This is a genomic window from Metabacillus lacus, assembly GCF_009674805.1.
Taxonomy (GTDB): Bacteria; Bacillota; Bacilli; order Bacillales; family Bacillaceae; genus Metabacillus_C; species Metabacillus_C lacus.
In genome coordinates, this window is record NZ_WKKI01000006.1 from 55,507 (window position 1) to 69,023 (window position 13,517).

A 13,517-nucleotide genomic window follows, 5' to 3' on the forward strand; every position below is an offset into this window, starting at 1 on the left:
TTCAGTTGAATTTGAGGTGTTTTGGTGAGTCATAAAAAAATTGAAGTAAGAAATGTATCAAAAATATTTGGAAAGCATGAAAGGGATGGGCTTTCTCTTATAAAGGAAGGACAAAGCAAATCGGAAATATTAAAGAAAACAGGCCTGGCTGTTGGTGTCAGCGATGTAAGTTTTAGTGTCAGGGAGGGTGAAATTTTTGTCATCATGGGGTTATCGGGAAGCGGAAAGTCAACCCTGGTCAGGCTTCTGAACTTATTGATTAAGCCCACTGCCGGGGATATTGCGGTAGATGGAGAAAACCTCATCAATATGAAGGCGGAGTCCTTACTGAATGTAAGAAGAAAAAAGATGAGCATGGTGTTTCAAAGTTTTGCTTTATTTCCGCATAAAAACCTGGCAGAAAATGCCGCTTTCGGTCTGGATGTTCAGGGGATTGGCAAAAAGGAACGCATTGAAAAAGCGGTAAACGCTTTAAGACTTGTCGGACTTGAAGAATATGCTAAAAGCTATCCGCATCAGCTAAGCGGGGGAATGAAGCAAAGGGTCGGACTTGCCAGGGCACTTGCAAATAATCCTGACGTGCTCCTAATGGATGAAGCTTTCAGCGCTCTTGATCCTTTAATCAGAAAAGATATGCAGGATGAACTGCTCTCACTTCAGGCCAAAATGAAAAAAACAATTGTATTTATTACTCATGATCTTGATGAGGCATTAAGAATTGGAGACAGAATTGCTTTAATGAAAGACGGAGCAATTGTTCAGATTGGAACGCCTGAAGAAATAATGACAAATCCAGCGAATGACTATGTAGAAAAGTTCGTTGAAGATGTAAATCTTGGAAAAGTAATCACAGCAAAATCCATAGCCGAGGTTACTCACACAATCGTCGCTGACTGTGAACCAAAGGAAGCCCTGAGGATGATCAACGAGGCACATAGAAGCTATATGATTGCGGTAGATAAGCAGCAGCTGTACAAGGGAGTACTTACATATGAAAATGCTCGAAAAGCTGTGTTTGAAGATAAGCCCATTTTGCATCACTTAATACATACTCATGCTGTATCTGAAGAAACGGTGCTTGAGGATCTTTATAAGGACATCGCGCACGCAGTATATCCTCTTCCGGTCGTCAGCACTTCGGGACAATTCAAGGGTGTTATAAAAAAAGACAGTGTGCTGCAGGCCCTTGCCGGAACAGGGGGAAGGAATCATGATTGAAATTCCTAAAATCCCTGTCGGCGAATGGGTTGACACGCTTGTATCCAATATAAACAATTCGTTCAGCGGTTTTTTTGGATTTGTTGGAGACATTGTTGGAGGTTTTTATAATGGTATCGTAAGTGCTCTAACGATTTTTCCTTGGATCGTAATCATACCTGTTCTTGCATGTCTGGCTTATTTTACGACCAGAAGAATACCTTTCTCTATTTTTACCGTCGCCGGACTGCTGTTTATTGTAAGCCTCGGCTTCTGGGAGCAGACTATGAGCACCCTTGCTCTTGTCCTGACAGCAGTTCTTTTTTCCATTATCATTGGAATTCCGCTTGGTATTTGGATATCACAAAGCAACAGAGCTGCAGGAATTCTTACCCCGCTGCTAGATTTTGCGCAAACTATGCCTGCATTTGTTTATCTTATCCCGGCAATTCTGTTTTTTGGAATAGGTGTTGTGCCGGGAATTATCGCATCTGTGATCTTTGCCATGCCGCCAACAATCCGGCTGACTAACCTCGGAATCAGACAGGTTCCCCGTGAGTTAACAGAAGCAGCGGAAGCTTTTGGTTCTACTACTTGGCAAAAGCTGTTAAAAGTTGAACTTCCGCTTGCAGCAGGCACTATCATGGCCGGAATTAATCAAAGTATTATGCTGGCATTATCCATGGTGGTCATTTCTTCACTCGTTGGAGCGCCGGGACTGGGGGTAGAAGTGTACCGGGCCGTAACAAGAATACAAGTAGGCCTGGGATTTGAAGCAGGTCTCGCTATTGTGATTCTTGCTATCATTTTAGATCGTATTACTCAGAACCTGAAACTCAGAAATTGATAAAAGGACGGAGCTGTTCTTTTAAAGAAAGGGGGAAAGAAGTTGAAGATTTTAGTAGCAGGTACAGGTGCTGTCGGAGGTTATTTCGGAGGAAGGCTTGCGGAGATAGGAAGAGATGTGACATTTTTAGTCAGAGAGAAGAGAAAAGAGCAGCTTCACTCACAGGGCCTTCAAATATCAAGCCCTCATGGAGATGCTGTCCTTTCTGTTTCTACGATTTCTGACAATAGCAGCCGTGATTCTTTTGATATTGTAATTATAAGTACAAAAGCTTATCAGTTGGAAAAAGCAATTCAGGATGTAAAGCACTTTACAGATTCAGAAACAATGATTATACCGCTTTTGAACGGAATTCAGCATTTAGATACTCTAAAAGAAGCATTTTCGGAAGAACAGGTGGCAGGGGGGCTTTGTTTTATTGAATCCACTATGAATAGCGGAGGGAAAATCATGCAATCCTCTCCGGTTCACAGGATGGTCTTTGGTCCTCTTCAAGCTAACTGGAGTAACAAACTGAATGAGTTTTACCAGCTGTCTAAAGAGGCAAAAGCAGAGATTATATTGAGTGAAGAAATTGAAGAAGAGATGTGGCATAAATATATGTTTATTGCAGGTATGTCCGGTGTTACTACCTTGTTCCGTTCTCCTGTCGGTCTCATCCGCACATACGCCAGTACAGCTGTTTTACAGGTTTTTCAGGAGATAGCTGATATTATGGCTGCCGCAGGAGCACCGCTAAAAAACAATGCAGTAGAAATGCAGATGAATACACTGAACCAGATGTCTGATAAAATGAAATCTTCAATGCAAAGAGATATGGAAAAAGGTGCGCAAACAGAAGCAAGCCATCTTCAAGGCTATCTGCTGAAGCTTGCTGCCAAACACGGTGTGAGAGCTCCGTTATTGACGACAATACATCAAAATTTAACAATATACAGTCAACAATATCCATATGAAAAATGAATTTAAGTTCTATTTCTCCTGCATTTCACAGTATTTGGCTGAGATCAATGGTAACTACAGCTATAAAAAAGGCTCTGTTAAACTTTAATGTTGATAATTGGAAGAAAGAAGGGAAACCATACTCTATAAGGGTTTCCCTTCTTTTGCTACTTGAAAAAGAGTACAGTGTTTATTTTATCCTTTTAATTGATACCGAATTGTTTGGGAAATGCAATAACACATTTCCTCCTGATGAAAATAACACTTCAAACGAAAGTGTTGATTGGTTAATCGGCAAGAATTCTTGATATAACCAATCGTCTATTTCTCTATTAAAAATACTCTTTTCAATATCATAATTATGATGCTGATAATTATATAAAGAGACCTTTTCAAAATTCAATACCCATAATTTTTCATTTTTTTTATCTTCAACATCGTTTGAAACAGTGAAATGTACGTTTAAATCAATAAGACTTTTATGTTCAAACTCCATCTTTTTTAAACGGTAATCGTGAAACCCCCAAGAGTTAAAGTGTTCAAAAACATCGTGAGGTAATCGGTCAGCTAAAGTCTTAAATATTTCTTGATATTTCTCAACGTTTTGTTGCCATTGTCTATCATTATGATTAAATTCTTCGTCGCTTATATTGTCCATATTTTGAGCCAAAAGCAAATCATATAAATAATAATTCAATTTTTATCTCTCCTGTTCATCTTTAACGTTACTCGATAAGGACTACATATTGAATTTTGACAAACGTAAACTATCATAAGTATCTGTCATTTCACATACAAATGATGATATTAAAAACTCTTTAATATTGTGTTTGGTGCTTTCGTTACTACGACAATCTACATACAAAAACCAAGCCAGATAATTGTCAAGGTACTTAGTAGCCACACCTTTAAAACGGTCTATCCATTGCTTCATACGAGAGTGGAGACCATTTACATTCTGAATGTGATACAAGCCTTTAATAACGTGCTTACCATCGTTTGATTTAATTCTGTAATGTTCTATCCCTTTTTCTTTAGCATAGGTTTTATAGGCTCTCCACGCATCAGTGACAAGCACATTTTCTTTTGAAAGTTTTGAACCAATCATATTATCAAACTTAGATTTTACAACACGCCCCATACAAGCAACTTTGGAGACGGTTGCTTTTGTACGGTCTCTGGCAACCAGAACGCATACTTGTTCGTTGCTAATACCTCGATATTTAGATTTCCCGCCCCGTTTACGAGGTTTGCGTTCCGCAATCCCACGTTGACCTTTTTGAAGAAATAGGTCTCTTCAACTTCAACGATACCTTCAAATTGCTCAAAATCCATTTGTTTTGATGCACTTAACAGTTTATGTCTCCAATAAAAAAGAGTAACCCAAGTAACCCCTACGATTTCAGCAGATTTTCGTAAGGAATAACCTTTGAACATACAATCAAAAAATGTAATCCATTCGTTGCCTTTTCGAGTGCGATAAAGAACAGTATTTGTTGTATCAGTAAATGTCTTATTACAACATTTAGAGCGATAGCGTTGACGACCATTGTATTTTCCAAATCTAACAACGTGTTCAGATGCACAACGTCAACATTCAAACCCTTCTTTAAATCGAGTTTCTCGCATTTCATTAATTAGGCGACCACTGACAGAGGAAGAAGGTTCAACATAGCGTTTTACCCATTGAAACACTCGTTTTTTTTCAGTTTGTGATAAATTTTCGATATGTTTCAATAGATTGCTGAATGCTTTGCCCAATCTTGCCACCTCCAGAATGTCTGTTCTTATGCTAATTATACTAAGATGTTGGAGGGGTCTCAAATATCAACATTCACCTTTAACAGAGCCATAAAAAAAGAAAGAGCATCCGCCCGGATGCTCTTTCTTAAGGTCTGCACTCAGTGCGTATTACGTTTTAAGAGTCCAGTGTCATTTCGAGATCTTTCAGGTTCCTTTTCAGTAGTTCCACTTCCAAGTTTTCACCTATAAATACAAGTGTATTTTTTATCACCAGTTCTTCTTTCAGATAAACAGGCGTTCCATACGAATATTGAAATAAATACATATCCCGGCTTTTTGAGAAAGAAAGGTAACCTTTTATCCTGTATATATTATCCGGCATGTTTCTAAGAAACTCCTCGAACTTCTCCAAATCTACAGGGCATGTAAACGTATGCACGTAAGACCTCATACGTAGTGATTTCTCAGCGTGCAGCACTACATGCTCCTCTGATTTCTTTCTCTTCACGCTTTGAAAGTCTGACAATTTTATGTTGGCATACTCTGTCAGCAGAATTCTTCCCGATGAATTCAAGGTTTGCAACTCCATAACAACTGATGCTTTTTGAGATTCTGTCAGGCTGTCGGACTTATTTAACAGCACCGTATCGGCATGTTTGACCTGCTCCAGCAAAAGCTGGCGAAGCTGCACACTTAAAGAGCTCCTGTCATTCCACCTTAGTGCATCTACCAGAGTAACAATAGAGCGCATATCAAGTTTTTCGGCAAAGAGGGGGGAAAGACAGGCATCTAACACTTCAACTGGATGTGCAATCCCTGTTGTTTCAATATAAATAGCATCTAGCTCATGCTGCTGAATCAACCCTTGCAAATGAGCCTCAAGCTGACCGGAAATCGTGCAGCACACACAGCCGTTCAACAGCTCTTTTAATGGAGTATCTTCAGGAACTGCGTTGCTGTCTATAGAAATTTTCCCAAGCTCGTTCATTACAACGGCAATTTTTCTATTTTGTTCCTTTTCCTGTTTTAAGATATTTGTCAGCAGAGTCGTTTTTCCAGCTCCCAAAAAACCTGATAGAATATAAACTTCTATTTTCTCCATTACTAATCATCCTTCTCGTCTCGATGTTATCTACAGTACTAAAGAGAAGATCTTCCGTCAACCACCCGGAAGAGGGAGTGTTACCATTAAGAGCTTGGAATACCAAAGCGAAAAACCACCCGTATTTCAGGGTGGCGGTGTTAAACTAACAGAATGAAATTAAAACGCCCAGTTTCCGTTTTTAAATAAGGGTTCACGTGTGCCATCTTCTTTAATTCCATCAATATTCATATCAGCGGACCCAATCATAAAATCTACATGAGTAATGCTGGTATTTAGCCCGTTTTTCTTCAATTCTTCACCAGTCATTTTCTTCCCGCCCTCAATACAGAAGGGATAAGCATTCCCGAGCGCAAGGTGATTTGATGCATTTTCGTCAAACAGCGTATTATAGAATAACACTCCAGAGTTGCTGATAGGAGAGTCATGCGGAACGAGTGCAACTTCACCAATGTAGTGTGAGCCCTCGTCCGTTTCGACAAGCTGCTTGAGAATTTCTTCACCCTGCTCAGCCTTCACATCTACAATTCGTCCACTTTCGAAAGTAAAGGTAAAGTTATCAATTAAATTGCCGCCGTAGCTCAGCGGCTTTTTGCTTGTCACATAGCCTGTAATCCCGTCTTTGTTAGGAGCAGTGAATACTTCCTCAGTCGGCATGTTCGCCATAAATTCATGGCCTTTTTCATTTACACTGCCTGCCCCTACCCATAAATGTTTGTCTGCAAGCTCTATGGTAAGATCAGTGCCTTCCGCTGTGTAATGAAGTGCCTTATAATGCTTGCTGTTTAAGTAATCCACTTTGGAATGAAGTGCACTGTTATGTTCAGCCCAGGCTGCCACAGGATCTTCCTTATCTACTCGAACAGCTCCAAAAATGGCATCCCAGAGCTTTTCAACTGCTTCATCCTCAGCAGCTTCGGGAAAAACTTTTTGAGCCCACGCACGGGAAGCTGCAGACAGGACGCACCAGCTGATCTTATCAGACTGCATATAATTTCTGTATTTCTCAAGTGCCATACCGGCCGCCTTGCTTGCCGCTGCAATTCTTTTAGGATTGATTCCTTTCAGAAGATCAGGATCTGAAGAAACAATGGAAATGACAGCAGCTCCCGCTTCGGCCATTTCTTCTAGTCCGCGGGCTTTCCATTCCGGGTATTCCTGAAAAGCTTCATCTGGAGCAAGCTCGTATTTTGTGCGGTTTACGTGATCATCAAACCATTCCAAATGAACATGTTTGGCACCTGTTTCGTAAGCTTTTCTTGCGAGAATCCGCACTAGTTCAGCCGATTCCAGGGAAGCATTAATAATAAGTGTTTGTCCTTCCTGGATATTAACGCCAACCTTCACAGCAAGATCGGCATATTTTTCAAGACGCTGCTGAAAATTAGACATATGTAAATCCTCCTCTAAACATTATGTAAGAACATGTTCATTTTATCAGAGTTTAGCTGTGCAGGCTAACTGAAGCTTCAGATGTACTTATTACTTTTCACAAAACCGGCATAGAGGGTACAATCAGAGATAGTAAGGAGGGAAACTCAATGGCTTCCGAAGAAACATTCATTGAAACAGCACACCAAAGAGAACTAATTGAGCGGGCAAATCAGCTTGCAGGTAACTTCAGCCAAAGAGCAAAACTGCATGATGAAGAGGCAGCTTTTCCTTTTGCAAATTTTGCTGATCTGAAAAAAGAGGGCTTTCTGAAGCTGACGGTTCCAGAGGAATTTGGCGGAAGGGAGCTGAGCCTGTATGACTTTCTGCTCGTGCAGGAGGTGCTGGCCAAAGGTGATGGTGCAACGGCACTATCGCTTGGCTGGCATTTAGGGATTATCATGAACGCGAGAGAGACGCAAAAGTGGAAAGTGTCTCTCTTTGAAAAGATTTGCAGAGAAATAGTAACTGACGAAGTCCTGGTGAATACAGCTGCAACAGAAGCTCAAACCGGAAGCCCGTTGAGAGGGGGGAAGCCGGCTACAACAGCAGTTGAAAAAAATGGTCACTGGGTGATAGACGGCAGGAAGACATTTACATCTCTTGCACCTATCCTGGATTATTTTATTGTCACAGCTACGGTAGAAGAAACAGGGAATATACAAGAGTTCCTCATCCCCAGGGGTGCAGAAGGTCTCTCTGTTATCAACACCTGGAATTCATTGGGGATGAGAGCGACCAGAAGCGACGATCTAGTGCTTCAGAAAGTAAAGGTGCCTCTGAATTCTATTATGACGGCTGAAGAAGGCGGAAAACAGGGTATGTCCCAGGGATGGCTGCTGCATATTCCTGCCTGCTATCTCGGAATAGCACAGGCTGCCCGCAATTATGCCGTGGAATTTGCCAAAACGTATCAGCCAAGCAGCCTTCCTCATCCAATTAAAGAAGTACCCGAGGTGAGAAGAAAAACAGCGAGGATGGAAGCTGATCTTCTTGCAGCCAGGCATGTACTATATGGAACAGCAAGGAAATGGGATTCAATGCCTGCTGCCAGAGACAGCATGAAAAGCGAGTTGGCCCTTGCTAAAACGTTTGCGGTTAACGCCGCTTTAAATGTTGTTGATAATGCAATGAGAATTGTTGGAGGCCTAAGTTTATCAAAAGATACTCCTTTGGAACGGCTTTATCGTGATGTCCGAGCAGGGCTGCACAATCCCCCAGCTGATGATATTACTTATGATTTGCTCGCCAATGAGGCTTTTTCTGATAAGTGTTGACGCTCTGCAGGGACTGTATTATGATTATGGTAATTGTTGGAACGGAAAGGGATGAAAGCAGGCCGATGAAGTACTAATCTTATTTTTTGGGATCATTTTTATAAAATGGTGAACCTGGAGAGTAGGATTAGTATGCCCTTTTTTAATCATCCCGAAAAATGGATGCCTTTACGGCTTCTTTGATTTCGTGATTTTTTACCCAGGGATAAATCTCTCTCCAGGAACTTCTGGAGAGTTTTTTATTATTTGCGGGGTGAGTATATGAAGTTAATATGTGCGAAAAACATTCATAAAAGATACGGTGAAAAAACAGTTCTTAAAGAAATAGATGCTGAAATATATGAGGGAGACAAGATTGGCCTGGTGGGCAGCAATGGATCAGGAAAGTCTACTCTTGCCGGTATACTTGCACGGGTGCTTGAGCAGGATGAAGGAACAATTGAATTCAGCCGGAAAGGAATGAAAATCGGCTATCTCCGCCAAGCTCTCAGCAGAGGAGAAGAACATGCAGAAGGTGATCTTCATTCTTTATATGAACTAACAAGCCAGCTTGGGTTAAAGAAAGCCTGCAGCTGGGATGAGAATAAACTAAAGCATGTAAGTGGAGGAGAAAGGCTCAAACTTGAACTTGCAAAAGTTTGGTCTAGTGATTCAGATTTGCTGATTCTTGATGAACCTACCAACCACATGGACCTGGAAGGCGTACAGTGGCTAATGAAGGAGATAAGAGGTTTTAAAGGTGCTGTTATCATTATTTCTCATGACCGTTATTTACTGGACCATACTGTAAGTAAAATTTTCGAACTTCAAGATCGTTATCTTACTGTCTTTAAAGGAAATTATGAGGCATATAAACAGCAAAAACAAAGACTGCTGAATTACCAGAAACAACAATACGACATTCAGCAGCAGCAGGTTAAAAAGGTGGAACAGCAAATTTCAACATTAAACAAATGGTCTGAAAAGGGCCACAGGGAGTCAACGAAGAAAGGTACACCGTCAGAAAGAAGACAGATCGGTTATAAGGAATACCACCGGGCCAAAGCCAAGAAAATGGATAAACAGATTCAGTCAAAGCTGAAAAGGCTGCAGCAGGAGCTTCAGGAAAGACAAATCATAAAGCCTATAGAAGAGGATGGTATTACAATCTGTTTTCAAGATAACGGAAAAAAAGGTAAGCGTTTAATACAGGCTGAAAAAGCTGAAAAATCATTTGGGAGCCAGAATCTTTTTACTAACAGCAGCTTTTATATCAATCAGGGAGAAAGAGTTGCATTGATTGGCAGAAATGGTACTGGCAAAACTACACTGCTTAATATTTTGATGGAAGCTGACACGCTTGATGAAGGAACGATATGGAAGAGTGAAGCCGTTGAAACAGCTTATTTAACTCAGGATACAGATGATCTCCCATTAACTAAAACAGCATTGGAGATTTTGAACCTTGTCACAAAAGATGACTATTTCAGGGCACGAACGGTGCTGGCTAATCTAGGTCTCGATGAAGATAGTATTACAAAGCCCATTGAAACGTTAAGCCATGGAGAGCGTACTAGACTGAAACTAGGGAAAATGATGCTGAACAGCTTTGATCTGTTAATTCTTGATGAACCAACTAATCATCTTGACCTTGCCAGCAGGGAACAGCTGTAGGGGACATTAATGGAATTCCCGGGAACACTGCTGATTGTTTCCCATGATTTCTATTTCATCAATAAGCTGTGTGATACCATTCTGCTTTTTCAAGATGGGAAGATACAGCGATTTGATATGTCTTTAAAGGAGTATGAAGAAAAAAAGAAAAGCATGGGAAACAATTCCCTTCAAAAAGAAGAAGAAATGCTGATAGATCTTAAAATCAGTGCTGCTATTGGTAAGTTGTCACAATTAACAAAAGGAAATAAAGATTATGAACAACTTGAAAAAGAGTATAATGACTTGTTATCAAGGAAGAAAGCGCTTGAGATAGAATAAACTTTCTGCCAATGTTCGTAAATTACCGCTAATTGCGTTATAATGGAAGGAGTAGGCGAAAGCAAAGCTATCAGCCATTTCTGATAATCTTAATACGTGCCTGCGGGCAGTGTATTGCGTAAAATAGACAGAAACATTACGTTTTGTCTGAAATGTGTGATCTCGATCCTTTTACTACCAATTCGAAAAGAAGGTGAGTAAGGTGAAAAACACACAACATTATACAGCTTCCAAGCAACAGCGAAAAGGCCTGGAGAGCCTGCCTATACTAACACTGGAGCAATTTTTTCACGATGAAAAGGGAACTCAGTGTACATCAATAGGCAATTCAATAGGCGGAAATTTACTTGAACACCCTGGAAATGCAGTTTTTTATCAAATACTGTTTGAAGTCAGAAAAAAAGAATGTGTGCAGGAAATTTTTATTGAGATAGATGAAAGCAGCAAGACTAGTAAGCTTGTTTCAGAGAGAGTTTATATATTGGCCAACGCCACCAGAGAAGAAGTGAGCTCCTGGCTCTCTGACCTAAATCCGTCTTATATTACTTCTGGCTACCAATTTGGCATACCCAATATAGCACCTGTCTTGCTGGATAAATATGAAGTGTTTTCACTTTGGTGGGATTAACATACCATCGTGCAGGGAATTCTTTCTTAGAAGTTTCCTGCACTTACATATGATTTTTATGAATTGAAAGGAGCCGCTGGCATGAAAAAACAGAAAACTGACCATCAGGAAGTTTTTTTTGCGAAAAACTTAGATAAAACAATTGTTTTATTTACTAAAAACGGGGTAAGAATAACCGGCAATTTAAAAGGTTTTGATCAATACTCCGTACTTCTTGAGGTAAAAGGAGAACAGCAGCTCCTATTTAAATCTAATATTTCTACCTTAACTGTTACTGACGGCCGCAAAGCCTGAATCTGACCAGCAGAATAGATTGTTTCCTTTTCCCGGCTAGAGGTTGAGGTATTTGAAATGGCACACATCAAAAGTTGTAAAATAAAAAGAAGCTTTTCTACTGGCTTCAGTTTGCAGGCAAAGTGAGTTCGGAATATTATTATTTCGAACTCACTTTTGAATTAGTTCAGAAATCAGACTCTCTGTAAAAAACTGTAAACTACCTTCAGTTTCACCCGAGTTTGTTTACAGTATTCTGCCTGCTGAACGATAAGGATTTATTTGCCCTTATCGTATAACATTTCTATGTAAGAGGCAGCAGCAGTTTATTCCCTCGTCAATTTTGCAATTTCTTTAGGCGGAGCAGCCGGCATGTGAGCAAGAGAAATTGACATTCCTCCGAGAATAATTCCTGTTAATGCCAGACTAATTATAAATCTTCTTCCCAAATCCTTCAAAACGGTATGCCCTCCCGTACTATAAGTATCACACATTTCTTACCTTATGCAGCAGAGCAGTATTTGAGAAGGAAAAATGCCCCTTTACATTATTTTAATAAAGAATGATAATTTAGCAAACATATCGTAACAATGAAAAAAGGCATGAGCTCTGCTCATGCCTTTCTTCATTTCTATTTATCTTGCTGCTTTTTGGAGTTTATGGATAACTGTAAGTGATTTGCCTGTTCCAATGGCAACTGATTCAAGCGGATTTGGAGCAATATGAACAGGTACGACAATTTCTTTGCTCAGCCATTCCTGCATACCGTTTAACAAGGCGCCTCCTCCTGTCAGAATCACTCCACGGTCTACAATATCTCCGCTTAGCTCCGGCGGACAATCTTCAAGGGTTGCTCGAATCGTTTCCAAAATATGAAGCAGAGACTCTTTCATTGCTTGCTGAATTTCACCTGACTGTAGTGAAATGGTTTTAGGAAGTCCGGTGACTAAATCCCGTCCCCTAACATCCATTGTGATTTCTTCATGATCAATCAAGGCATAACCTATTTCCATTTTAATGTTTTCAGCAGTTCTTTCACCTACTAAAAGGTTATACCGCTTGCGGACATACTGAATGATGTCATCATCAAGCTGGTCGCCGCCAATTCTTAAGGAATGGCAGGATACCACACCGCCAAACGAAATAATTCCTACTTCTGTTGTGCCGCCGCCTATATCCACAACTACATTAGCTACAGGTTCTTCAACAGGAAGATCTGCTCCAATTGCTGCTGCTACAGGTTCCTCAATCAAATGCACATGCTTAGCTCCGCAATTTTTTACCGCATCGTGAATTGCTCTTCTTTCAACTGAAGTTGAACCTGAAGGAGTACACACGACAACATTAGGTTTGCGAAGAGAAAGTCCAATTACTTTTCCGGCTTTTTTCATAATTTCTTTCAGCATATCAGTAGTAACATCATAGTCCGCTATCACACCATCTTTTAGAGGTCGGACTGCAACAATTTTGCCTGGGGTTTTCCCAATCATGCTTTTTGCTTCCATTCCTACAGCGAGTACTTTTTTTGTTTCAGTATCTATCGCAACAACTGAAGGTTCATTTAGGATGATACCTTTATTCTTACTATAAACTAGAATATTTGCGGTACCCAAATCAATACCAATTTCCGGATTAGAAAACATACACTTCACCCATTCATTTTAAAATTCGTCCTCATAATGGTACCATCTACAGCAGAGGTTTGTGTGGGTAAGACAAAAATCGACATCATTTTGTAATCTTTTTGATATATGCGAAAAATGAAATAGTGATTGAGTTTCGAAGATGTTGAAGAGGGGAAGGAGTCATCTAAAAAGGAGGAATCAGCTGTGCCTTATCATCATTTAAGAGACTTGCCGGATCAAGTAAAAGAGAATCTTCCCCAGCACGGACAGGAAATTTTCAAAGAGGCATTTAATTCAGCAGAAAAGGAATATAAAGATGAAGAAGCTCATTTCAAAGTGGCTTGGAATGCTGTAAAGAATGTTTACTATAAAAATCAAAAAGGAGATTGGGTGAAAAAAGATTGATCTCAGTTAAAACAATTATCTATACATGAAGCAACAATAAGTAAGTGCTTATTGAATGAAGTGGAAAAGTTCA

General features: G+C 40.1%; 14 protein-coding genes and 1 pseudogene. 9 read left to right on the plus strand and 6 right to left on the minus strand.

Going from position 1 to position 13,517, the window contains the following annotated elements; all coding sequences use genetic code 11:
- The first annotated feature begins 24 nt into the window (after positions 1 to 24).
- The 3 genes from GJU40_RS05595 to GJU40_RS05605 are packed head-to-tail and all read left to right on the plus strand — an operon-like array spanning position 25 to position 3,007.
- Positions 25 to 1,218, plus strand: a complete 1,194-nt coding sequence (locus tag GJU40_RS05595; protein WP_343031417.1) for a quaternary amine ABC transporter ATP-binding protein — start codon at positions 25 to 27, stop codon at positions 1,216 to 1,218.
- Positions 1,211 to 2,044, plus strand: a complete 834-nt coding sequence (locus GJU40_RS05600; protein ID WP_154306770.1) for an ABC transporter permease — start codon at positions 1,211 to 1,213, stop codon at positions 2,042 to 2,044. The genes GJU40_RS05595 and GJU40_RS05600 overlap by 8 nt, the downstream gene beginning before the upstream one ends.
- A gap of 42 nt (positions 2,045 to 2,086) precedes the next feature.
- Complete coding sequence (locus GJU40_RS05605) at positions 2,087 to 3,007, plus strand: ketopantoate reductase family protein (RefSeq protein WP_154306771.1); 921 nt, start codon at positions 2,087 to 2,089, stop codon at positions 3,005 to 3,007.
- Between the two features lie 169 nt (positions 3,008 to 3,176).
- Here GJU40_RS05605 and GJU40_RS05610 read toward each other — a convergent pair whose 3' ends face one another.
- The 4 genes and pseudogenes from GJU40_RS05610 to GJU40_RS05625 form a co-directional block, all read right to left on the minus strand.
- Positions 3,177 to 3,683, minus strand: coding sequence for a hypothetical protein (locus tag GJU40_RS05610; RefSeq protein WP_154306772.1), 507 nt, complete (start codon positions 3,681 to 3,683; stop codon positions 3,177 to 3,179).
- A 42-nt stretch (positions 3,684 to 3,725) separates the two neighbouring features.
- Positions 3,726 to 4,747: pseudogene (locus GJU40_RS05615) on the minus strand (IS1595 family transposase).
- A gap of 157 nt (positions 4,748 to 4,904) precedes the next feature.
- On the minus strand, positions 4,905 to 5,831 hold the full coding sequence (locus tag GJU40_RS05620) for a CobW family GTP-binding protein (RefSeq protein ID WP_154306773.1): 927 nt from the start codon (positions 5,829 to 5,831) through the stop codon (positions 4,905 to 4,907).
- A 159-nt stretch (positions 5,832 to 5,990) separates the two neighbouring features.
- On the minus strand, positions 5,991 to 7,223 hold the full coding sequence (locus tag GJU40_RS05625; RefSeq protein ID WP_154306774.1) for an aminopeptidase: 1,233 nt from the start codon (positions 7,221 to 7,223) through the stop codon (positions 5,991 to 5,993).
- Positions 7,224 to 7,372: 149 nt separating this feature from the next.
- Here GJU40_RS05625 and GJU40_RS05630 point away from each other — a divergent pair, with 149 nt between their 5' ends.
- The 5 genes from GJU40_RS05630 (at position 7,373) to GJU40_RS05645 (ending at position 11,435) form a co-directional block, all read left to right on the plus strand.
- Positions 7,373 to 8,539 (plus strand): acyl-CoA dehydrogenase family protein, encoded by a 1,167-nt coding sequence (locus tag GJU40_RS05630; RefSeq protein ID WP_154306775.1) that lies wholly within the window; start codon positions 7,373 to 7,375, stop codon positions 8,537 to 8,539.
- A gap of 261 nt (positions 8,540 to 8,800) precedes the next feature.
- Entirely contained in the window at positions 8,801 to 10,192 is a 1,392-nt protein-coding gene (gene abc-f, locus GJU40_RS05635; RefSeq protein WP_246188276.1) for a ribosomal protection-like ABC-F family protein, read from the plus strand.
- Positions 10,193 to 10,201: 9 nt separating this feature from the next.
- Positions 10,202 to 10,513, plus strand: a complete 312-nt coding sequence (locus tag GJU40_RS20940) for a hypothetical protein (protein WP_246188277.1) — start codon at positions 10,202 to 10,204, stop codon at positions 10,511 to 10,513.
- Between the two features lie 202 nt (positions 10,514 to 10,715).
- A complete protein-coding gene (locus tag GJU40_RS05640) occupies positions 10,716 to 11,141 on the plus strand; it encodes a hypothetical protein (RefSeq protein WP_154306776.1) in 426 nt (141 codons plus the stop codon).
- Between the two features lie 81 nt (positions 11,142 to 11,222).
- Positions 11,223 to 11,435, plus strand: a complete 213-nt coding sequence (locus tag GJU40_RS05645) for an RNA chaperone Hfq (RefSeq protein ID WP_154306777.1) — start codon at positions 11,223 to 11,225, stop codon at positions 11,433 to 11,435.
- Positions 11,436 to 11,740: 305 nt separating this feature from the next.
- Here GJU40_RS05645 and GJU40_RS20945 read toward each other — a convergent pair whose 3' ends face one another.
- Positions 11,741 to 11,908 carry a protein YkpC gene (locus GJU40_RS20945; protein ID WP_246188278.1) on the minus strand — a complete coding sequence of 56 codons (168 nt, stop codon included), beginning with the start codon at positions 11,906 to 11,908 and terminating at the stop codon, positions 11,741 to 11,743.
- A gap of 141 nt (positions 11,909 to 12,049) precedes the next feature.
- Positions 12,050 to 13,057, minus strand: a complete 1,008-nt coding sequence (mreBH, locus tag GJU40_RS05650) for a rod-share determining protein MreBH (RefSeq protein WP_154306778.1) — start codon at positions 13,055 to 13,057, stop codon at positions 12,050 to 12,052.
- A 186-nt stretch (positions 13,058 to 13,243) separates the two neighbouring features.
- On the opposite strand from mreBH, the gene GJU40_RS05655 reads away from it, so the two are divergent.
- Positions 13,244 to 13,444 (plus strand): ChaB family protein, encoded by a 201-nt coding sequence (locus tag GJU40_RS05655; RefSeq protein WP_343031418.1) that lies wholly within the window; start codon positions 13,244 to 13,246, stop codon positions 13,442 to 13,444.
- Positions 13,445 to 13,517: the final 73 nt, after the last annotated feature.

Bases quoted from the DNA above. Each gene is read 5' to 3' on its own strand.
- GJU40_RS20945 (WP_246188278.1), bottom strand. From the start codon at position 11,908: ATGTGTGATACTTATAGTACGGGAGGGCATACCGTTTTGAAGGATTTG.
- GJU40_RS05625 (WP_154306774.1), bottom strand. From the start codon at position 7,223: ATGTCTAATTTTCAGCAGCGTCTTGAAAAATATGCCGATCTTGCTGTG.
- GJU40_RS05645 (WP_154306777.1), top strand. From the start codon at position 11,223: ATGAAAAAACAGAAAACTGACCATCAGGAAGTTTTTTTTGCGAAAAAC.
- GJU40_RS05630 (WP_154306775.1), top strand. From the start codon at position 7,373: ATGGCTTCCGAAGAAACATTCATTGAAACAGCACACCAAAGAGAACTA.
- abc-f (WP_246188276.1), top strand. From the start codon at position 8,801: ATGAAGTTAATATGTGCGAAAAACATTCATAAAAGATACGGTGAAAAA.
- mreBH (WP_154306778.1), bottom strand. From the start codon at position 13,057: ATGTTTTCTAATCCGGAAATTGGTATTGATTTGGGTACCGCAAATATT.
- GJU40_RS20940 (WP_246188277.1), top strand. From the start codon at position 10,202: ATGGAATTCCCGGGAACACTGCTGATTGTTTCCCATGATTTCTATTTC.
- GJU40_RS05620 (WP_154306773.1), bottom strand. From the start codon at position 5,831: ATGGAGAAAATAGAAGTTTATATTCTATCAGGTTTTTTGGGAGCTGGA.
- GJU40_RS05600 (WP_154306770.1), top strand. From the start codon at position 1,211: ATGATTGAAATTCCTAAAATCCCTGTCGGCGAATGGGTTGACACGCTT.